Genomic DNA, 21384 nt, shown 5'->3' on the forward strand with positions numbered 1-21384 from the left:
GCGTGATTGAAGAGCCAACTCCCGTGATCGAAGGGTCGACACGACCCCCGCGGCTGCCCAGGCCGTGTCGGCCCGCCAATCACGCGTGTCGACTCTTCAATCACGCGTGTCGACCTCTCGATCACGGGTTGGCGAGTGACTCCAGGTGGGTGGCGGCCTCTTCGGCACCACCGGCCGCTTCGAAGGACTCGCGGATCTTCTCCGCGCCCGGGCGGTACTGCTCCGCCGCCTCGATCGCCGCGCGGATGTCCGCCGCCTTCGCCCGGTCGAACCGCAGCCGGACGCCCGCCGAGGCCGCGGTCACCTGCTGGGCCAGCATCGACTGGTCGTCCCGGATCGGGGCGACCGCCAGCGGCACCCCGGCCGCCAGTGCTTCGCAGACCGTGTTGTGCCCGCCGTGGCAGACCACCACCGACGCCCGCGCGAACACCGCCACCTGCGGGATCCGCCGGGCCAGCAGGACACTTTCGCTGCTCAGCTCCCCGGACGGATCCACCACCAGCCCCCGCACCGACGGCATCCCCGCCAGCGCGTCCACGCTTTCGGCCAGGAACCGGGTACCCGCCGCACCGTTCGACGTCCCCAGCGTGACCACGACCAGCGGGCGATCGTCCACAAGGGACCACTCGCCCGAAGCCGCGGGCAGCACCGGCCCGACGTAGGCCACCGGCACCGCCGGCCGGGCCTCCCCCGCCAGCGCGCGGGTGGTGAACGCGAGCACCAGGTGCGGCGAAAACCGCAGGTCACCGAGCAGCACGCCGTGGCGGGCGCGCAACCCGGCCTGGAGCTCGGTCACCCAGGACGCGATCTTCGGCAACGACCCCAGCGGGTCGGCCAGCTCGGTCGACGTCGACGCCGAGGTCGCCCACGGCACGCCGCACCGGGCCGCCACCAGCGCTCCCGCCATCGCCTGCTGGTCGGCCACCACCACGTCCGGCGCGAACGAGGAGACCGCCGAAGCCACCCCCGGCACCATGGCGTCGGCCAGCGGCACCAGGTACGACTCCCACAGGTACTTCAGGGCCGCGAACCCGCGCAGCTCCGGCGGCCGCAGAGCCACGGAGAACGGTCCGGAGTCCCCGGCCGGGAACACCCGTCCGGAGACCAAAGCGGACAGCTCCGGCTCCGGACCGCACCAGGCCACCGCATGGCCACGCGAAGAAAGCACCGCGGCCACCCCGCGCAACGGCGCCACGTGCCCGGCCAGCGGCGGCACGACCAGCAGGAACCTCACGCCGCGTGCCGTTCGATCCACTTCAGCACCAGCTCGCGCACCTCCCGGTGCTGCTCCACCAGCACCGAATGCCCCTGCCCTTCGAACACGTGCAACTCGCCGTTCGGCAGCAGTGACGTCAACGCCTCGAGGTCGTCGGCCTGGTAGCCGTGACTGCCCAGGATGGACAGCACCGGGCAGCCGATTCCCGCCACCTGTTCCCAGGTGAGCAACGGCCCGAGCGGCACCTCCTCGGCCATCTTCGTCGACGTGATCCGCTCGGCCGCCAGCCGCGCCAGCCGCCGGTGGTGCGCGCTGAAGTTCGCTTCGATCCAGTCGAAGCTCTCTTCCACCTGCAGGAACCGCACGGTGTGCGCCAGGATCGCGCTCATCTTCTCCGCCCACACCTCGGTCGCGGGCTCGGACTCGATGCACACGATGCTGCGGACCCGCGAAGGATTCGCCACGGCGTAGCTGTAGGCCAGCGTGCCGCCGAAGCTGTTACCCACCAGGTGCACCGGCCGATCGACGCCGAGCTGCCGCAGCAGGTCGTCGAGGTCGGCGACGAAGTCCCCGAGCGTGTACCCGCGTTCCGGCCGCTCGGTCTTGCCGTGCCCGCGCAGGTCGTAGCTGATCACGTCGATGCCCGCGGCCGCGACCGGGGGCGCCAGCGTGAGGTAGAAGCTCGCCAGGCTGTCGGTGCCCATGCCGTGCAGGAACACCACGGTCTCGGTGCCGCCGGCGGGCACGAGCTGCACGTTCGTGCGCAGCCCGTTGACGGTCATCGTGGGCACGTGCGCTCCCCCACGAACCGGGCGATGTCGCCGACGGTCAGCCCGATGACGTCGTCCAGGTCCTTCTCCGCCAGGTACTCGGCGAGGTTGACGTCGGCGCCGAAGTGCTCGGACAGGATGCTGGCGAAGGTCACCAGGTCGATGCTCTCCAGCTGGAGGTCTTCGTGGAACGTCGTGTCCGGCGTGATCTCGATGCCGAGGACGTCGGCGTCGCCGACGAGCTCGGCGAGCAGCTCGGCGACGACGTCGAAAGTGGCGGACGCGTGGTCGATGGTCATGAAATGCTCCTGAGTCGTGCGATGGCGGTGTCGCCGTCCAGTTCGGCCGTGACGGCGAAGGGCGGCAGGTCCCGGTGCCGTCCGGACACCGTGCCGTCGTCGTGGACGCGGATTTCCGCCGGATAGAGGGGTTCACCGAGCCTTGCCCGGACGGCGTCCTTGACGGCGATCCGCGTCAGCAGCCAGCCGCGCTGCTGCCGCGGCGGGACGGCGGCGAACTCGGCGCGTTCGGACGCGCTGAGGTAGATCCCGGCGTAGATGTCCCGCGCGGCGACCGTCGGCCAGCGGTCGGTCACGGCGACCGAACCGTCGTCCCGCCGCTCACCCAGAAGGTGCTCCGCCGGGAACGCGTAGACGCGGTGGGCCGCGCGGTCGCAGGGGAAGCGGACGTCCCGCCAGCCCTCGATGCTCGCCAGGACCCGGCCGTCGAGGACCAGCTCGGCGTCCATCTCGAGGACGTCCGGCCGGGGCAGCCGGACCCGCACCAGGCATTCGAGCCGCGTTCCGGGCGCCGGTTCGGGGCCGTGCCAGGTCAGCCGGCCGATCGAGCGCGGGAACGCGAGCAGGTCGTCGGCCCGGGTGGCCATCAGCCAGCAGCCGAGCAGCTGGCCGACGTTGTCGAGCAGCCCGCCGGGCGCTTCCGGGACGACCAGTTCGCCGCGGATGTGCTGGGTGCCGAGGCCGGTCAGCCGGGCCAGGCCCTGGTAGGCGGGGCCGTGGAACATCTCGCGCCGGGCGTAGATCTCGGCCGCGCTCAGCGGTGGCGCGGTCTCCGGCCCGGGCACCCCGGCCCGCGGCGGCGGTGGTGTGCACGCTCCCAGCTCGACGGTCATCAGCGCGTACGGTCCGATCTCGACGGTCACGTGATCGTCCTCGCGGCTCATCGACAGCGGCACCTGCTGCGCCGGGGCGGCGATGAGCCAGCGGGAGAACACCGCGTCCCGCACCGCGACCGCCGTCGTGCCCGGCCAGGCGCGCTCGGCCGCCCGGCAGGCGAGGTCGACCAGGGTCGTCGCGGGCACCACCGGCCGGAAGTCCGACTCGTCGGGCCAGCCGTCGCGCTGCCGGAAGAACCGGTGGTCGCGCAGGTACGGCATGGCCGCCACCGAGACGTCCACAGTGGACTCGACGCGGCGGCGGGCGGCCGCGACGACGTCTGCGGCGGCCCGGCGGGTCTCGGTGAGCAAGGCGGTGAACTCGGCGACGATCGGGTCCGGCACGCCGGACGGCAGGCTCGGCTCGTCCAGCAGGCCGCGAGCCGATTCCCCCAGCGAAAGCAGGGCATTGCCGGTGGTGAGCCGGATCCGCCGCGGTTCCAGCGCCGCGAAGTCCGGGTCGCCGCCTTCGGTCCACAGCGCGGTCGCGAGGCGCCGCAGCTGCGCGAGCCCGGGCCGGGTGCCGGACGCGGCGGCGACGACCAGGTGCCGCCGCTCGCCCAGCGTGTCGGTGACGAACGAGCCGAGCTGACCGGCGCCGACCTGCACGAACACCCGGAACCCGGCGTCGTGCAGGGCTTCGGTCAGCTCCCGGAACCGGACCGGGCGCAGCAGGTGGTCCAGGTAGAGCCGGCGGACGTCCGCCGGGGCCGCCGGGTACGGTCGGGTGGTCGTCGCCGACCACACCGGCAGCGCCGGGGCACGCAAGTCCAGGTCCGCGACGAGCCGGGCGAAGGGCGCGAGGTGGGGCCGCATCAGCGGGGTGTGGAAACCGGACCGGAACGGCAGCGTGGTGGCCACGATCCCGGCGCCCCGGCACGTCGTCGCGAAGTCGGCGACGGCATCGGGCGGACCGCACACGATGGTCTGCCGCGCCGCGTTTTCGTGCGACACGACGAGTTCGCCGGGCAGCAGCTCGGCCACGCGCGCCGCCGGGGCGCCCAGCACGAGGTAGTCCGCCTCCGGCAGCGCGAAGCCGTCCGGCCAGTAGCGCGCCAAGGCGTCCGGCACCGCGGTGCACATCCCGGCGGCCTGCATGGCGGTCCACTCCCCGACGCTGTGCCCGGCCAGCGCGTCCGGCCGGATCGCCAGCCGCCGCAGGACGTCGTCGAGCAGCAGCCCGGCCGCCGACACGCTCGCCGCGCGGTCGAGCACGTTCGCCGTCGACCACCGTGGCCGGTCGAGGCCGAAGTGCCGGGCCACGTCGTCGAGGCATGGTTCGCCGCCGGCTTCCAGTCCCGGGTGGACGAACGCGGTCTTCCCGCCCGGCAGGAGGGCATCGACGCTGCACCACACGTCACCGGCGCCGTGCCACGACCGGCCCTCGGCCGCCACCTTGGCGACCACCCGGCGGGCGGCGGCGAGCTTGCGGTCGTCCGGGCTCACGATCCCGAGCCGGCACGGTCCGTCGCCCTGGCCGGGCCGGTCGAGCCGGTCCAGCAGCTCCGCCGGCGTGCGTGCGGCCAGGCGCAGCACGCGTTCCGGCTCGTCGACGCGGATCCGCCGCTTCGGCGCCGGATCGCCGGCTTCGACGACGACGTGGGCGTTGACCCCGCCGAAGCCGAACGCGTTGACCGCGGCCACCCGCGGCAGCGCGCCCCACGGCTCGGCCTCGGCCAGCACCCGGAACCGCGTCTTGTCGAGCAGCGGGTTCGGGTCGGCGCAGTGCAGGGTCGGCGGCAGGACGCCGTGGTGCAGGGCCAGCGCCACCTTGACCAGCCCGGCGACCCCGGCGGTCGGCAGCGTGTGCCCGATCATCGACTTGACCGAGCCGATCACCGCGCGGGGCCCGTCCGCCGGGCCGAAGACGTCGGCCACGGTGGTCAGCTCGGCGGCGTCCCCGGCGGGGGTCGCGGTGCCGTGGGCCTCCAGCAGCCCGATTTCCGCGGGATCGCGGCCCGCCCAGGCGCGGCGCAGGGCGAGGGTCTGCCCGGCGACGGACGGGCTGAGCAGGCCCGCGCCCCGGCCGTCACTCGACGTGCCGGTACCGCGGATCACGGCGTACACGCGGTCGCCGTCGCGACGGGCGTCGGCGAGCCGCTTGAGCACGACGATCGCGGTGCCCTCGCCGATGAGCATGCCGTCCGCCTCGCGGGACAGCGGGCTGATCCGCTGGCTCGGCGACAGCGCGCCGAGCTGGGTGAACAGGGCCCACAGCGTGTCGTCCTGGGTCTGGTGCGCGCCGCCCGCGAGGACGACGTCGCAGCGGCCGCGGGTCAGCTCGCCGATGGCCTGGTCGACGGCGACCAGCGAGGACGCGCAGGCGGCGTCCACTGTGTACGCCGGGCCGCCGAGGTCGAGCCGGTTCGCCACCCGGGCGGCGGCGAGGTTCGGGACCAGGCCGGCGGCGGTCTCGGGCCGGAACTCGCCGAGCGGTTCGAGCAGCGCGGTCCGCAGCCGCTCGAGGACGGCAGGCCCGGCCGAGGGCATCAGCTCGCCGACCGTGCGGGTGATCTGCCGGACGGTGCGGACCCGCTGGTCGAAGCCCCGCAGGCCGGGCGAGAGGTACCCGCCGCGGCCGAGCACGACACCGATCCGCTCCGGGTCGCCGAGCCGGCCGAGGCCCCCGGCGTCGCCGACCGCGGTCACCGCGACGGCCAGTGCCGTCAGCTGGTCCGGCTCGGTGCCGTCGAGGGACGTCGGCGGGACGCCGTGGGCGACGGGGTCGAAGTCCAGGGTGTCCGGGGTGAAGCCGCCGCGGCGGCCGGGGAACTCCGGGTCCCGGTGGTGCGGCGGGACTTCGGTGACGGCATCGACGCCGTTGACCAGGTTCCGCCAATACTGGTCCATCGTGGACGCGCCGGGCAGGAACACGCCCATGCCCACGATCGCGACCGGGGTCACCACAGCGACGCCGTGTACAGAACCGCACGGTCCGTGCCGTAGGCGAGTTCCCGCAGCAGGGCCGCGGTGGCCTCGGCCGGGTCGAGCAGGGCGACGTCGCGGCGTTCGTACTCGCGCGCCAGTTCCGGCGACACCATCCCCGCGTGGTCGCCGTCCGGCGCCCACGGTCCCCAGTGGACGGTCACGGCGCGGCCCGGCCAGGTCGTTCCCAGGGTTTCGAGCGCGTCGTTCGCGGCGGCGTAGTCGGTCTGGCCGCGGTTGCCGAGCACCGCGGCGATGCTGCCGAAGAACGCGACGAACCCGGGCTCGGCCTCGAGCGCGCCGAGCAGGGCACGTGCACCGTCCACTTTGGTCTCGAAGACGGTCCGGAACGACGGCTCGTCCTTGTCCGCCATGAGCTTGTCGTCGATCACCCCGGCGGCGAAGACGACGCCGTCGACCCGCCCGCCGAGGTCCTTGACCAGCCGGTGCACCGCGTCCGCGTCGCGCACGTCGATGCTGTGGTAGGCCGGGTTGCCGCCGGCCGCGCGGATCTCGTCGAGGGTCCGGCCGATCTCGCGCTGGGCCAGCACGGTCCGCACCCGGCGTTCGATGTCGGCGACCGGCCCGCCGCGGCCGGCCAGCACCGCGCGCATCGCCGTGGTATCCTGCGGCAGGTCGTCCGGTTCACCCGGCCACGGCGTTCGCCCGGCGAGCTCCAGCCGGCACCCGGAAGCGGCGAACGCGACCGCGGCGCGGGCGGTGATCCCGCGGGCCCCGCCGACGAGCAGCACGACGGAGTCCGGCCCCAGGCCCAGCGCGGCGAGTTCACCGCTGCCCGGACCGGCGCCGGAGTAGGCGATCGACGGCAGGTCCGCCGGCCGCGGCTCGATGGTGAAGCGGCCGGCGTTGTCGTGGCCGACGACCGGCGGGCCGTCGCTGAGGGCTTCGTCCACCAGCGTTTTCGCCACGTCCTGCGTGACCTCGACGAGCCGCGTCACGCCGTCGCGCTCCAACCCGGCCGACCGCACCAGGCCCCGGAGCCCCGGGACGGTGTCGGGCTCCGCCGCCACGAAGACGTCCCCTCGCAGGGCTTTGAGCTGGTTGAAGACCTCGGTGAGGTCGCGGGCGAACAGCACGGTGATGTCCGCGTCCCCGGTGACGACCTCCGCCCCGGCCGCGGCGAAGGCGGTCCCCACGGCGTCGTCCGGCGTGGCCACGGTTTTCCCGCGCAGCCGCCCGGGGTCCGAGTCCAACGGCACCGGGACCCGCTCGAGGCGGTATCGGCGCGGCGGGGCGGCGGGTGGTTTCGGCGTCAGCCAGCTTTCCAGGTGCGCGACGAGGGCGTTCGCCGTGCGGTCGCGGCTGAGCTGGTCGGTGCGGTCGTCGGCGGGCAGGCCGAGGCGGGACAGCAGGGTGCCGGCGATCTCGGTCCGCTTGATGGAGTCGATCGAGAGGTCGGCTTCGAGGTCGAGGTCGGCGGCGATCATGTCGGCCGGGTAGCCGGTGCGTTCGCTGATCACGCCGAGCACGGTGCTCATGACGTCGGCGGCTTCGGGTTCGGGTTCTTCCCGCGGGACCGGTACTTCGACGACAACCGGGGCCGGCAGCGGGGCGGCGGGTGCGTTGCCGAGGTAGCCGAGCATGACCTCGCGCTGCGCGGCGACGAGTTCGCGGGTGGTGCGCAGGAAGTCGGCGATCGCCTGGTCTCGGCCGGGCGCGGGCTGGGTCATGGCGGTACTCCGGATTCGTCGAGCCGGGGGCAGGGCGGGGGCAGCGGAGCCGGGCGCGCGGGCGGACCGCCCGTCGACGGCCCAGGCGGTGGGGGCGGGTCCGGGAGGCTTCGACCGGGCCAGCCGTTCGGTCCGGACGTCGACACCGGCTTCGGCGAGGGCCTTGAGCGCGGCCAGGAAGCCGGTGAGGTCCGGCCCGCAGGCGACGACGGTGTGCGGCCGATCGCCGAGGATGTCCTTCACCAGCCGGGTGAGGACGCGCCCGGGCCCGGCTTCGACGAAGATGCGCGCCCCGGCCGCGTACATGGCTTCGATCTGGTCGAGGAACCGCACCGGAGCCCCGATTTGCGCGGCCAGTTCACCGCGTACATCGTCTTGGTAGGGCTTCGCGGTCCGGTTGGCCCAGACGGGTTTCCGCGGGGGCTCGATTGCTTCTTCGTCGAGTGCCCGGGCGAACACCTCTCCCGCGGCGGCGACCAGCGGGCTGTGGAAGGCGCAAGCGACCGGGATCCGCTGGGCGGAGATGCCGGTTTCCCCGAGCCGCCGGACGGCGCGTTCGACGGCGGGGACGGGACCGGAGAGGACGACCTGCTCGGGCGCGTTGTGGTTGGCGACGACCACGTCGGGACCGATGAGGGTGGCGCTGAGCGCATCCCGGTTCGCTTTGACGGCGGCCATGGTGCCCGGTTGCGCGACCTCGGCGATGGCTCGCGCCCGGGCCCGGCTGAGGCGCAGGAGGGTCTCGGTGTCGAAGGCCCCGGCGACGGAGAGGGCGACGAGCTCGCCATAGCTGTGCCCGCCGAGGAAGTCGGGGTGCACGCCGACCTGGGCGAGCAGCCGGGCGACAGCGGTTTCGACGAGCCCGAGAGCAGGCTGGGCGACGCGGGTATCGGTGAGGGCGGCTTCTTGGGCATCGACGGCCTCGGCGCTGAAGGCGCGCGGCGGGAAGACCGTGGCGGCGATGTCGGGGGCGAGGCGGAGAAGCTCGGCGAGTTCGGGGAAGTGGACGAAGAGGTCGGCGAGCATGCCGGTGCGCTGGCTGCCCTGGCCGGGGAAGAGGAAGGCGATCTTGCCGGGGTCGGCGAGCGGCGCGCCGAACGCCGCCGCATCAGCTACGCCCGCGCCACCCCGCTCACCCAGCCCGGCGGCGGCCATTGGCCGCCCGGCGGCGCTCCCGGTGCCGGAGCCGCCCGTCTGCTTCTCCGCCACCGTGCGTTCCAGCTCCACCAGGGCCTGCTCCGCCTCCGGTGCCCAGTCCCGCAACCCGTGCCTGCGGTCCGGCGCCACCGGCGCCGCGCCCAGGACCGCGTGGAAGTTCGTCCCGCCGAAGCCGAACGCGCTCACCCCCGCCAGCCGGGCCGGGTTTGCCCAGGGCCGGGCCGCCGTCGTGAACGTGAACGGGCTCGCCGCCGGGTCCCAGGCGTCGTTCGGCTTGGTCAGCTGCAGCGTCGGCGGGACCACCTCGTGCCACAGCGCCAGTGCCGCCTTGATCAGCCCCGCCAGTCCCGCCGCGCACTTCGTGTGGCCGATCTGGCTCTTCACCGAACCCAGCACGCACGAACCCGGCTCCGCGCCGGCCTCGGTGAAGAAGCCGGTCAGCGTCCGCAGCTCCGTCGCGTCGCCCACCACCGTTCCGGTGCCGTGGGCCTCGACCAGCCCCACGTCCACAGGGGACACTCCCGCGTCCCGGTACGCCCGCTCCAGCGCGCGGCGCTGACCCTCCGGCCGCGGCGCCGTCAGCCCGAGCGCCTTGCCGTCGCTGGCCGCGCCGACGCCCTTGACCAGCGCGTAGATCCGGTCGCCGTCGCGCTCGGCGTCGGACCGGCGCTTGAGCACCAGGCACGCCCCCCCCTCGCCCAGCGCGATGCCGTCGGCCGCCGCGTCGAACGGGCGGCAGCGGCCCGTCGGGGACAGCGCCCCCGCCGAGGTGAACATCAGGTAGTCGTGGATGCCGTTGTGCAGGTCGACCGCGCCGCACAGGACCAGGGAGCTCGTTCCCGCGCGCAGCTCCTTCGCCGCCAGGTCCAGCGCGGCCAGCGACGAGCCGCACGCCGCGTCCACCGTGTAGTTCGCGCCGCCGAGGTCGAGCCGGTTCGCGATCCGGCCCGAGATGACGTTGGCCAGCGTGCCCGGGAACGTGTCCTCGGTCGGCTCGGGCAGCTGGGCGAGCAGTTCGTGCGGCACCTCGTCGAGGTAGCCGTCGAGCAGGGACCGCAGCGTGCCCGCGTTCGCCAGGTCGCCGCCCGCCTCCGCGCCGAACACGACACTCGTGTGCTCGCGGTCGAAGTCCCGGTCCGCGTACCCGGCGTCGGCCAGCGCACGCCGCGCCGTCTCCAGCGACACCAGCTGCGCCGGGTCGATGCTGCCCATCGCCGACGGCGGGATGCCGTATTCCAGCGGGTCGACGTCCAGCGCGGGCAGGAACCCGCCCCACTTCGACGTCGACTGTCCGAAGTAGACGTCCGGGTCCCAGCGGTCGCGGGGGACTTCGGTGACGGCGTCGTCGCCGCGGAGGACGGCGGACCAGAACGCCGGGAGGTCGCGCGCGCCGGGGAACGTGCAGGCCATGCCGACGATCGCGATGTCGTCCGAGTCCGTCGCCGGTTCTTCCTGGCGCACGAACGTCTTTCCGGACGTCACGTCGCCGTGCAGCTCGGCGATCGTCGTCCGGCGGTCCCGCAGCACCGCGACCTCGCCCGCCATGAACATCCCCTCGGCCAGCTGGGTAGCGGGATCGAGCGCCTCGCCGTCGCGGCGGACGCCCTTGCTGGCGACGCGCAGCCGTCCGGTGTTCAGCTCCTCCAGCCGTTGCCAGGCTTCGGGCGTGTCGCCCAGACTGGCCTTGACCTGCGCGAACTCGGCCGTGTACGGGCTCGGCAGGCACCGCGTGCGGTGGCCCGGCGCGGTTTCCAGGGTCACGGTGGCGTCCGCGGCCAGCGCGCGGTCCTGGAACAGGCCGGTGATCGCGCCGTGCGTCACGGCTTCTTCGGTGAACAGGTACGCGGTGCCCATCAGGACACCGGCGTCGAGCGGCGCGGCCATTGCGGCGACCATGGCGGCCGAGCAGGCGTCGTGGATGCCGCCCGCGAAGAGCACCTCGACGTCCTTCGCGCCGTCGAGGACGGCCAGTTGTTCCTCCCAGAGCTCGAAACTCGCCCGCGGGCCGACGTGCCCACCGCATTCGGCGCCCTCGAAGACGAACCGGCGGAGCCCGGCGTCGAGGTACTGGCGGAGCAGGACCGGCGAGGGCACGTGCAGGAACGTCGCGATCCCGTCGGCTTCCAGGGCCTTGGCCTGTCCCGGTTTCCCGCCCGCGACCAGCACGCACCGCGGCCGCGCCGCCCGGATGGCGGCGAGCTGGGCGACCCGCAGGTCGTCGGGCACGAAGCCGAGGATGCCCGCGCCCCACGGCCGGTCGCCGAGGCGTTCGGCGGTCCGGGCGAGCAGCTCCGCGGTGCGCGCGCCGTTCGCCGTGGCCACCGCGACGAACGGGAACCCGCCCGCGTCGGCGACCGCGGCCGCGAAGCCCGGCTGGTCGCTCACCCGCGTCATCGGGCCCTGGACGACCGGCAGCGCGCTGCCCAGGGTCGCGCACAACCGCGTGCCGAGACCGGCCGCGGGCACCTTCGCGCCGACGATCCGTCCGACGTCCACAGTGGATTCGACGACGACACCGGCCGCGCCGCCGGCGAGCGCACCCACCGCCGTCCGCGGCCCGGCCACGCTTCCCCAGACCGGGACGTCGAAGGCGTTCAGCAGCCGTTGCAGCAGAACGAAGTCGCTCAAGGCGCCCCCACGGGCGACGAGTCCCCGCGCGCCGCCGCGGACCGCCTCGGCGGCCGTGGCCACGTCCGCGACCTCGGCGAGCGCTCCGGTCCACGGTGCTTGCGTGCGGACAGCGAACGCCGCGCCGTCGGGCAAGGGGCCGTCCGTCCGCACGGCGTACGGCACCCGGACCCGGGCCGCGACCAGCCGCAGTGCTTCCGGATCGGCGCCGTCGAGCACGCCGAGGCCGCCGCGGCGCGCGACCGCGGCGACCACGTCGGGATCGCCGACTCCCAGGCACCGGAGCCGTCGAATGTGCGACGGCGGGACGAGCTCGGCCATCGGCGGACCTCCTGTGCGCGGGGCGTTGCGATCTTCAGGAATAACGCACCGGGCACCGGAAACGCAATACTCGTGCTAACGTGCAAAACTGTGGAACAAGGCAGGATCATGGCACTGACCAGCACTTTTATCACCCGCATCGCAACCGGGAAATACATTTCCCGCACCCGCGTGACAATTCGACGCTGAAATACCTGGAGCCCCGCGTGGAACTGACTGGACGCGTGGTCGCGCTGACCGGCGCGGCACACGGAATCGGGGCCGCGATGGCCCGCCGCTTCGCCGCGGAAGGCGCGGCCGGGGTGGTCGTGTCCGACGTGGACGGCCCGGGGGCCGCCCGGGTGGCGGACGAGATCACCGCCGCCGGTGGGCGGGCCGTCGCCGTGCCCGCCGACGCGACGTCCAAAAAGGACCTCAAGACCCTGGTCGCGACGGCCCGCGCCGAGTTCGGCCGGCTCGACGTGTTCTGCGCCAACGCGGGCGCCGCGTTCGGCACCGGCGTGCACGCGGCCGACGAGCAGTGGCAGCGGTCGTGGGAGATCAACGTCATGCAGCACGTCCACGCCGCGCAGGTCGTGCTGCCCTCGATGCTGGCGCGCGGCGAGGGCTACCTGCTGATCACCGCGTCGGGCGCCGGCCTGCTCGGCATCCCGGGCGACGCGCCCTATTCGGTCACCAAGCACGCGGCCGTCGGCCTCGCCGAGTGGCTGGCGATCACCTACCGGCCGCGCGGGGTGCGGGTCAGCGCGTTGTGCCCGCTCGGCGTCCGGACGGCGCTGCTGGAGCCCGGCATCGCCGCCGGCCACCCGGCCGCGCTGGCCATCGCCGCGGCGGCCCCGCTCATCGCCCCGGAGGACGTCGCGGAAGCGGTCGTGCGCGGACTCGGTGAAGAGCAGTTCCTGATCCTGCCGCACGAATCGGTGCGGGAGTCGTTCGCCCGCAAGGCCGGCGCGGTCGACGCGTGGATCGACGAGATGGCCGTGGGAGGCTGACGTGGAGTACCGCAGGGTCGGCGCGAGCGGGCTCGCCGTCAGCGAGATCGCCTACGGGAACTGGCTGACGCACGGCTCGTCGGGCTGCGTCGCCGCGGCGCTGGACGCGGGCGTCACGACCTTCCACACCGCGGCGGCCTGGGACGGCGGCGCGGCGGAGGCCGCGTTCGGGGCGGCGTTCGCCGGAGTGCGCCGCGACGACCTGGTGCTGTGCACCGGAGTGTTCTGGCCGGAGGGGCCGGGCCCGAACGACGCGGGTCTGAGCCGCAAGCACGTGATCGCGTCGCTGGAGGGCTCGCTGCGGCGGCTGCGCACCGACCACGTCGACGTCTACCAGCTGCTGCGCTTCGACTACCGCACCCCGGTCGCGGAGACGTTCCTCGCGCTCTCGGACCTGGTGCGCCAGGGGAAGGTCCGGTACGTGGGCACGTCGGAGTGGACGGCCGAGCAGCTGCTGCAGGCCCATGAGGCCGCCACGCGGTACGCCGTGCCGCTGATCGCCAACCAGCCGCACTACTCGATGCTGTGGCGGGTGCCCGAGGCGCAGGTGATGCCGGTGGGCGCGCGGATCGGCCTCGGGCAGTTCGCGTCGATGCCGCTCGCCCAGGGCGTGCTGACCGGCAAGTACCGGGACGGGCGGATCCCGGCGGGTTCGCGCGCGGCGGGGCCGCCTCCCACCCGGCCGCTGCTCCTGCCGGAGCTGCTGGAGCGCGTGGCGTTGCTGCGCGGTGTCGCGGACGACGCCGGCCTGACGATGGCCCAGCTCGCGCTGGCGTGGACGCTGCAGCACGAGACGGTCGCCTCGGCGGTGACCGGCGCGAGCACGCCGGAGCAGGTCACCGAGAACGCCAAGGCCGCCGGCGTCCGGCTCGACCTCGACGTGCTGACCCGGATCGACCAGCTGCTCGGCAGCTTCGTCCAGACCGACCCGCGGCTGGTGTGGTCGCCGCCGGCCCAGCCGGGCTAACCGGCCCCGAGGCAGACGAAGGGGCGCCGGAAGGGGTCGACGGCGATCGCGTCGGCCAGCGCGAGCGCCGGGCTTTCCCGGACGGCCAGCGCGCGGTAGTAGTCGTCCATCGCGGCCGCCGACGCGAGGTCGCCGACGCGCGAGAGCGGCGCGATCACCGTCCGGGAGCCGCTGGCCAGCAGCGCGCTGGCGAAGCCGAGGGCCTCGTCGCCGGGCCGGATCCGGTTCATCGCCAGCTCGCAGGCGGCGAACACGACCTGCCGCGGCGGTTGCCGCAGCCCGGCCATCTCGTGCCCGAAGAGGGCGCCGTCGGCGAGTTCCAGCCGGGAGAACAACGCGTTCTCCGGCTCGTGCGCGCCGTGCGCGGCGAAGTGCGCGAGCTTGGCGCCGTCCATCGCGCGCAGCACGGACTTCACGGTGGCCTTGGCGCCGGTCATCGTCGTCGCGGTGCGGTAGTGGGTCGTGAGCTTCTCGAGCTCACCGCGGGCGCCGGCCAGCCCGGGCCCGCGGACGAGCACGATCTTGCGGGCGCGCGACGACTTCGTCAGCTCGGCGGCGAGCCAGGCGGTCGCCGACGGGGCGACGACGGTCGGCCGCCCCCGCAGGCCCGGCAGCACGCCCCACGGCACGGCGTAGAGCGGGCCGGTCGGGACGATGACCAGCTCGCGGTCGCCGATGCTGTCGGCCAGGGGCTGGATGAGCTGCGTGTCGAGCTTGTCGGCCTGCTTGTGCGCCGACGCCATGACGACCTCGGCCAGCCGTTCGGGCAGGTTGTCGGGCGCCAGGGCATCGAGGTCGACGTTGAGGACGCGCGCGGACTCGGCGGCGGCCCCGGCGGACCCGAGCCGCACGAGCCGGCACTCACCCCCGGCGACGACGACGGCGACGAGCTCGTCCCCGGAAGCGGCGAAGCTGACCATGGCCCGCTCCCCGAGCCGCGCGACGACCTCGGCGAGCCCGGCGACGGGTCGCGGCCGGCCCCACCGCCCGGTGTGCCAGCCGAGCCGCTGGGCTTCCCGCAGCCGTTCGTTGTACTTCGCCCGCAGCCCGGCGATGGGGTGCCCGTCGTGCTGGGCTTCCTGGATCGCCTGCCCGAGCCCCCGCACCTCGGCCACGCGCGCGGCGAGCTCCGGATCGGTCCCGGCGGAGAGGGGTTCGTAGCGGTAGGTCTGCGCGCGCGTCCGCTCGAGCCAGACAAACAGACGCCGGGCATCGTTGCGCTCCAGCACGAGCTTCACGGCCAGATCGGCGAGTTCCTGCCCGTGCAGCGCGGTCCCGGAGACGAGGTCCAGCCCACCCATCCGATCCCGGACGGCGTCGAGCTCGGTGAGCCCGGACCGGATCTCGGTGAGCGCCTTGCCCCGGTCGCCCTGCGCCACGGCGAGTTCGGCCCGGCAGAGCCGCCGGAGCATCCGGTAGTCGATGGGGGTGAGCTGCCCCGGTCGAGGGACTTCCTGGAGGGTTTCGACGGCCCGCTTGAGGTTCCCGCGGCGGATGTCCAGCCGCACGGCGAGCATGCGCGCGGTGGCGGCCTGCTCCACCAGGCGGGGCTCCCGCATCTTTTCCGCGGTGCGCAGGGCCCGCACCGGCAGCGCGGCGGGCAGCGTTCCGCTCGCCACCGCCTCGCGCACGTCGGCCTGCAGGCCGAGGACGGTCGCGTTGGCCACACAGGTCTGGCAGCCCACCCGCAGCAGGAGCCGGCGAGCGGAGGCGGCGGTCTGCCGGGCGAAGGCGACATCGTCGTTCAGCAGCGCGGCCGAGGCCCGCAGCAGCTCAGCGTTCCCAAGGTGGTTGGCGATGCTGGGTTCCGCGGTCATCCGGGTGATCAGGTCGTCGAGGTGGCTTCCCGCCTCGTCGGCCAGCCCGGCGGTCAGCAGGGCCTGGGCCTGCTCCATCGACAGGAGGGCCGGCGCCTCGAGATCCAGCGCGCGGTACGCCCGCTCGCTCTCCTCGTACAGCCGCAGGGCCTCCGGCACATCACCGGTCCGCAGCGACAACGTGCCGAGGATGCGCCGTACATCCGCGGCCTGCGCCCATAATTCGTATTTCTCCGACAGCTCGAGAGCGCGGTTCAGGTCCGCCCGCGCCTGGCTCACGTTGCCGAGCTTGGTGTGCACCCAGCCGCGCGAATAGAGCGTGATGACGAACCCGCGCATCTGCGGAGCCGGATCACTCAGCCGGGCGAGGAGGAACTCCTTGTGCTCGAGCGAAGCGTCGAAAGAGGCGAGGCTCTCCTCGTTGCGCCCGACGGTCATCAGGCGCATGGCGTAGTTGTGGTTCAGGGCGCCATTCAGTTCGGCACGCAGGACCGGGTCCGCGACCGCGTTGATGAGCAGCCGCACGTCGTCCAGCCCGGCCAGCCCGGCGGCGACGTCCCCGGTGATTTCCGACGACATCCCGGCCAAGGTGCTGGCCACCTTGATCCGCGTGACCAGCCAGTCGGTGCGGTGCTCGTCGGCGACCGGGTGGATCGAATCCAGCAGGCTCATGCCCCGCCGCAGGTGCTTGACCCCCTGGTGGAACCGCCCGAGACACGACGCATCGGCGGCGGCTTGCTGGAGTGCGCGGACCGACTCGATGACTTCCGGGGGGTCCAGGTTCGTCACAGGCACCCTCTTATGACAGCACAGCCGATGGCAGAAAGAAGCCCGCCTACCGGTCAAAGATCAGCAGGCGGGCGTGGAACACGCGCGGGTGGCTATCAGGCCGTGACCTTCTGGTAGCAGCCACCCACGCACTCGGTGTGAACCGGGTGCTCGGTGTGGATCTTGCCGTCCGAGTCGGTCCACTGGACCGTGGGCTCGGTCGGCTCGACCGGCTCCGGGGCTTCCTCCGGCTTGACATCCGTGGGCGTCGACATGGTCGATCTCCTCTCCCCTGGGGATCTTCATGGGGACGCGGCCGTGACGGTGAGTCCCCCAACTCGCGAGGCCCTCTCCTCGCGAACGGACCAATAGTTTCACATCGGAGCAATGATCGGGAGAGTTTTCGCTACGGAAAGTCAGTCCGAGCCGCGTGAGCAGGGTCGATGTCTCGAGCGGAACGTCCTAACGGGTGAATGCTGTAACGACGTCCACTACGGACGTGCATTCTCGCACGTCAGGAACACTGACCGGCACGTGGCGCTCCGAGTACGGAACGTGACGACCGGCCGACTCCGCAATGTCCTGTGTGGACGGCGGGGCCGGGGCGGGCCCGGCTAGGCGGTCGCTGCCGCGTGGACCGCCCGGACGAGCCGGACGTTCTCCGGCGCCGCTCCACCCGGGAAGGCGAACCGGCGGCGGTTGTAGCCGTACGCGAGGCCGCTGCGGGGGTCGGCGAACGCCTGGGAGCCGGCCGCGCCGCTGTGGCCGAAGGCGCCCTGGCCCAGTACCGGGTAGTCGTCCGAGACGATCGAGAAGCCGAGGCCGAACGCGTTGCGGTTGCGCGTGACGAGGTCGTCGCCGATCGAGTGGATTTGCGCGAACTCCGCCGCGGTCTCCGGGCGCAGAAGCGGCTCCGGGCCGCTGATCGCCGCCGCGTACATGCCGGCCAAGCCGCGGGCCGACGCGACGCCGCCCACCGAAGCGGGGCTCAGCGTGCGGACGACCTTGAGGTTCGGCAGCTCCCCGAGCTCGGGCGCCTTGGGGTGGTTGCGGTTGAAAGCGATGCCCGTGAGGCTGTCCGGCCCCGTCGCGTTCGCCTCCAGCTGCGCCAGCTGCTCCGGTGTCGGCAGCATCGGCTGCGTGGTCAGGAACCGCGGCTCCAGCTCCTCGGGCAGCCCCAAGTAGAAGTCCAGGCCGAACGGCTTCCGGACACGCTCCTCGTAGTGCTCCTGGATGCTGCGGCCGGTCACACGCCGGACGACCTCGCCGGTCAGCGCGCCGATCACCAGCGCGTGGTAGCCGAACGCCGTGCCGGGCCGCCAGTACGGCCGCTGCGGGGCGAGCCGCTCGGCGATGACGCGGTCGTCCGCGATCTCGTCGCCGGTGAACCCGTCGTCGGCGCCCACGACGCCCGCCCGGTGCGCGAGCAGCTCCCGCAGGGTGATGCCGCCTTTGCCCGCCGCGCCGAACTCCGGCCAGTAGTGGGCGACTCGCTGGTCGAGATCGAGCACGCCTTCCTGCACCAGCAGCGCGACGACCAGGTGCGCGGCCCCCTTGGTCGAGGAGAACACACCCGTCAGCGAGTCCCCGGTGATGGCGGGCCCGGTCCACAGGTCGACGACCCGCTCGCCGTCGACGTGCGCGACGAGCTGGGCGGCGTAGTCACCGCCTTGCTCGGCCGCGACGGCGGCGAACTCCTCCTGGACGGGCTCGAACCCCTCGGCGACGGTTCCCTGGACGTGTTCGGACGACATGGCAGCTCCCTCGGTGATCTCGACGCCTGCGCCAGGAACCAACCCACGCGATGCCCAGGTATTCCGGTAACACCCGACCGCTCCGACGAGATGTTTCCGGCATGGGGGAACCAGAGCTCGACGCCACGGAAGCCACCACCACCCGGCCCGGCCGCGGCCTGGCGATCGCGTCGCTGGCGATCGCGTCGCTGGCGATCGGCGCGACCGGCCTGACCCTGGCCGTCGCGACCTGGGCGGCCTGGCTGATCGTCCGGCCGGCGATCGTGTCCGCGTGGATGCTCTCCTGGGTCACGCAGGCGTTCGTCCTGGTCCTCGGCGCGCTGTGGTTCGCGCTGCTGCCGATCAGCGTGCTCGCGCTCGTCTTCGGCGTCTGCGCCGGCGCCCGCACCCGGCCGGGGTACGCCCGGATCGGCGCCACACTGGCTGTTATCACCGCCCTTCTCGCGTTGTCGGGTGCCGCGGTCTTCGCAACGACGTCGTGGCGGCACGTCGGCCCGCCGGTGGCCTATTTCGACAACGGGCCCTCCGGACCGCGGTAGGCCGAGCGGCCGCACGGGTACCAGTCCGATCATGAAGCTGACTTCCACGGTGCTCGGCACCCCGGAACCCCGCGCGCTCGCCGAGTTCTACTCGAAGCTCCTCGGCTGGCCGATCCGCACCGACGAACCGGAGTGGGTGACCCTGCGCCCGGACGACGGCAGCGCGGGCCTGTCGTTCCAGCTGGAGACCGGCCACGTCCCGCCGGTGTGGCCACCGGCCGACGGCGCCCAGCAGATGCAGCTGCACCTCGACATCGAGGTCGACGACCTTCAGGAGGCCACAGCGGTGGCGACCGCGGCGGGCGCGGTGGTCGCCGAATTCCAGCCGCAGGACGATGTCCGAGTCTGTTTTGATCCGGCCGGGCACCCGTTCTGCCTGTGGATCCGCGAGGGGTGACGTTGGGCCAGGGCGGGATCGACCGCCCTGGTTCTCTCGACCCGCGAGGGGGTTGCGCCGAAGCGGGCGGTCACCGAGGTCGACCTCCTCCGCCAGCTTCTGAACCCGCAGAGGCTGAACCGGGCAGCGGCGATTGCCGGGGTCCCCGGCTCCGCCGTACTGGCTCTGGCCGACAGCCCCGAGCTGCCCCTGGGCCCGCAGTGCGGTCGGGCCCGCTTGGCGGTGGTGGCCGAGGTCGACGGTCCGCGGGTCGAGGACCTCGATCTGCCTGGATTCCCGGGCCGAGCGGGCGTTCGGGCGGGTGGACCGGCTGGAGGAGGCTGCTGCGGCAGGCAGGGCGGCGATCGATCTCGTGTGCCAGGCTGCGGAGCGGACGCTGCCGGCACGGGGCCCGGCGCGGGTCGACAGCGAGACCGCCGCACCGGAGCGCCGGGGCGGGTCGCCGACGGGGTGGGTGCTGTCGGCATTGGGAGCAGGGTGAGGGCCGCCCGGGCCCGGCGAGGGTGACGCCCCGCGTTCGATCGATCACAGGATCCGCTATGTTCGGCTGAGGTCCTGTTCCCGGCGAACGGAGTTGAGTCCTGTGGGGGTGCACCGGATCTGGCACCACGGACTGGTCCCCACCGAGGGCAAACGCCCCCTGGACGCCCTGCGCAGCAGGCTGATCAGCCGCCAGCGGCAGCACGACGACTACTCGGTGGCCGATCTCGGCTCGTCCGATGACGGTGGCTCGCGCCGGTGTGACCTCCAGTTCGCGTATGAGGGCAGCGAAGGCCGCTACTCCGTTCAGGTATTGCTTTCGCTCTGCTACCGCGCGGGCGAAGATCGGGTGACGTGGTTGCTGAGCGCCGCGTGTACGCGGCCGTGGCGTAGCTGCCACGTGGCGCCCGCCCAGCGGATCGGCCTGGAGGAGCTGGGCGCCAGCGGCAGCGACGAAATCCCGATCGAAACGCCGGTGCTGGCCATGCGCGGGTGGTCGCGCAAGGAGTGCGACCACCTCGCCGACCTGCTGGGCGAGGCGCTGGTGGCGCCGTGGCGGTCTTCGGCGGTGCTGGTGCTCACCGAGCCGCCGACGGTGCCGGTGGAGGGCTGGCCCGGGTTGGTCAACGTCTTCGACGTCGACGACCGCTTCCGCCACACCCTCAACCGTCACCTGCCGCTCGGATGCGATGTGCCGCAGGGCGCGCGGCTGTACGTGCCGCCGTGCGACCAGCTCCCGGACTTCGTCGTGAGCGAGAGCCCCGTGTCCGGCGAGGCGCTGGAAGGCGCGATCACCCGGCTCATCCAGACCCGCGGCCGGACGCCCCTGCCCGAGGAGTGGGCGGACGTGCCGAGCGTGCGGGCCTGGTACGAAGCCGATCCGTTCGCTTCGACGGCGAGCGAGCCCGACGCGGAACTGGTGGAGAAGCTCGGCCGCGCCGAGCGGGAGCTCGCCGAGGCGCGCCGGGTGATCACCATCCTGCGGAAGAAGGCCAAGGCCCACGCCGAGGAACGGGACCGGCACGCCGGCGAGGTGAAGACGCTGCGCCGCCGCCTCGAGGACGCCTGCGCGACCGACGTGGCCTGCCTGCGCGGCCAGCTCGCGCAGCTGCAGGCGGAGGTGGACGACTACGCGAGGGCGTTCGAGGAGACGGAAGCCGAACGGGACGAGCTCAGGCGCGTCAACGGGTTGCTGGCCGGCCGGCTCGCCCGCCACCACGACGCCGACGACGAGGTCGCCGCCGCCGAGCGCCCCCCGGAAGACTTCCCCAGTTTCGCCGACCTCATCGGCGCCGCGTCGGCCTCGCTCAAGCACCTGGCGATCACGGCCGAGCCGGCGCCGGCCGCGATCCTCGACCACCACCCCAAAGCCGCCGCCTGGCGCCGCAAGGCGTGGGACGCGCTCCGCACTCTCGACGCCTACGCGGGCGCCCGGACGTCCTTGCTCGACGCGGGCCAGGACCCGGGCCCCGAGCTGTCGGACGTGCTCGCCTTCGCCCGCACCGGCCAGCCGGGTTCGCTGATCAGCGCGAACATCATCGCGCTGGCCGAGTCGGACACGGTGACCACGAACGAGCGGCTCCGCCAGGCGCGCACGTTCCGCGTCGATCCCCGGACGAACCCGGCCGGCCGCGACTACTTCGGCGCCCACATCGCCCTGGAGCGCTTCAAGTCGCCGGCACCGCGGCTGCACTTCCTCGACGACACCGACCGCACCGGCACGGTGTACGTCGGGTACCTGGGCGCCCACCTGCCGACGTCGAAGACCAACTGAGCGAGAATCGCGC

Annotated in this window: 14 protein-coding genes; 6 read left to right on the forward strand and 8 right to left on the reverse strand. The window is 73.4% G+C overall.

The window, feature by feature from the left end; all coding sequences use genetic code 11:
• Positions 1 to 121: 121 nt before the first annotated feature.
• From ACFPLC_RS04325 to ACFPLC_RS04345, 5 genes are read right to left on the reverse strand one after another with little or no spacing between them, the layout of a single operon-like run.
• Entirely contained in the window at positions 122 to 1255 is a 1134-nt protein-coding gene (locus ACFPLC_RS04325; protein ID WP_378188578.1) for a glycosyltransferase, read from the reverse strand.
• Positions 1231 to 2007 carry an alpha/beta fold hydrolase gene (locus tag ACFPLC_RS04330; RefSeq protein WP_191314790.1) on the reverse strand — a complete coding sequence of 259 codons (777 nt, stop codon included), beginning with the start codon at positions 2005 to 2007 and terminating at the stop codon, positions 1231 to 1233. The genes ACFPLC_RS04325 and ACFPLC_RS04330 overlap by 25 nt, the downstream gene beginning before the upstream one ends.
• On the reverse strand, positions 1995 to 2285 hold the full coding sequence (locus tag ACFPLC_RS04335; RefSeq protein ID WP_191314791.1) for an acyl carrier protein: 291 nt from the start codon (positions 2283 to 2285) through the stop codon (positions 1995 to 1997). The genes ACFPLC_RS04330 and ACFPLC_RS04335 overlap by 13 nt, the downstream gene beginning before the upstream one ends.
• A complete protein-coding gene (locus tag ACFPLC_RS04340) occupies positions 2282 to 6067 on the reverse strand; it encodes a beta-ketoacyl synthase N-terminal-like domain-containing protein (RefSeq protein WP_378188580.1) in 3786 nt (1261 codons plus the stop codon). The genes ACFPLC_RS04335 and ACFPLC_RS04340 overlap by 4 nt, the downstream gene beginning before the upstream one ends.
• Positions 6061 to 11883: an SDR family NAD(P)-dependent oxidoreductase gene (locus ACFPLC_RS04345; protein ID WP_378188581.1), complete on the reverse strand. Its 5823-nt coding sequence runs from the start codon at positions 11881 to 11883 to the stop codon at positions 6061 to 6063. Before ACFPLC_RS04345 ends, ACFPLC_RS04340 begins: the two co-directional genes overlap by 7 nt.
• Positions 11884 to 12089: 206 nt before the next feature.
• Between ACFPLC_RS04345 and ACFPLC_RS04350 the strand changes: the two genes are divergently transcribed.
• Complete coding sequence (locus tag ACFPLC_RS04350) at positions 12090 to 12875, forward strand: SDR family oxidoreductase (protein WP_378188582.1); 786 nt, start codon at positions 12090 to 12092, stop codon at positions 12873 to 12875.
• A gap of 1 nt (position 12876) precedes the next feature.
• Positions 12877 to 13842, forward strand: coding sequence for an aldo/keto reductase (locus tag ACFPLC_RS04355; RefSeq protein ID WP_378188584.1), 966 nt, complete (start codon positions 12877 to 12879; stop codon positions 13840 to 13842).
• Here ACFPLC_RS04355 and ACFPLC_RS04360 read toward each other — a convergent pair.
• The 3 genes from ACFPLC_RS04360 to ACFPLC_RS04370 all read right to left on the reverse strand — a co-directional run bounded on the left by ACFPLC_RS04360 (position 13839) and on the right by ACFPLC_RS04370 (position 18181).
• Positions 13839 to 16448, reverse strand: a complete 2610-nt coding sequence (locus tag ACFPLC_RS04360) for a CHAT domain-containing protein (protein ID WP_378188586.1) — start codon at positions 16446 to 16448, stop codon at positions 13839 to 13841. The genes ACFPLC_RS04355 and ACFPLC_RS04360 overlap by 4 nt on opposite strands.
• A 95-nt stretch (positions 16449 to 16543) precedes the next feature.
• On the reverse strand, positions 16544 to 16702 hold the full coding sequence (locus ACFPLC_RS04365) for a hypothetical protein (RefSeq protein ID WP_191314796.1): 159 nt from the start codon (positions 16700 to 16702) through the stop codon (positions 16544 to 16546).
• 339 nt (positions 16703 to 17041) lie between these two features.
• A complete protein-coding gene (locus ACFPLC_RS04370; protein ID WP_378188587.1) occupies positions 17042 to 18181 on the reverse strand; it encodes a serine hydrolase domain-containing protein in 1140 nt (379 codons plus the stop codon).
• A gap of 101 nt (positions 18182 to 18282) precedes the next feature.
• Between ACFPLC_RS04370 and ACFPLC_RS04375 the strand changes: the two genes are divergently transcribed.
• From ACFPLC_RS04375 to ACFPLC_RS04390, 4 genes are all read left to right on the forward strand, one after another.
• Positions 18283 to 18720 carry a hypothetical protein gene (locus tag ACFPLC_RS04375; protein WP_378188588.1) on the forward strand — a complete coding sequence of 146 codons (438 nt, stop codon included), beginning with the start codon at positions 18283 to 18285 and terminating at the stop codon, positions 18718 to 18720.
• A gap of 31 nt (positions 18721 to 18751) precedes the next feature.
• Complete coding sequence (locus tag ACFPLC_RS04380) at positions 18752 to 19117, forward strand: VOC family protein (protein ID WP_378188589.1); 366 nt, start codon at positions 18752 to 18754, stop codon at positions 19115 to 19117.
• A 133-nt stretch (positions 19118 to 19250) separates the two neighbouring features.
• On the forward strand, positions 19251 to 19598 hold the full coding sequence (locus ACFPLC_RS04385) for a hypothetical protein (protein ID WP_378235700.1): 348 nt from the start codon (positions 19251 to 19253) through the stop codon (positions 19596 to 19598).
• Between the two features lie 102 nt (positions 19599 to 19700).
• Positions 19701 to 21371: a hypothetical protein gene (locus ACFPLC_RS04390; protein ID WP_378188590.1), complete on the forward strand. Its 1671-nt coding sequence runs from the start codon at positions 19701 to 19703 to the stop codon at positions 21369 to 21371.
• The last annotated feature ends 13 nt before the right edge of the window (positions 21372 to 21384 follow it).

The sequence above is a fragment of the Amycolatopsis plumensis genome, assembly GCF_042652605.1.
GTDB lineage: Bacteria > Actinomycetota > Actinomycetes > Mycobacteriales > Pseudonocardiaceae > Amycolatopsis > Amycolatopsis plumensis.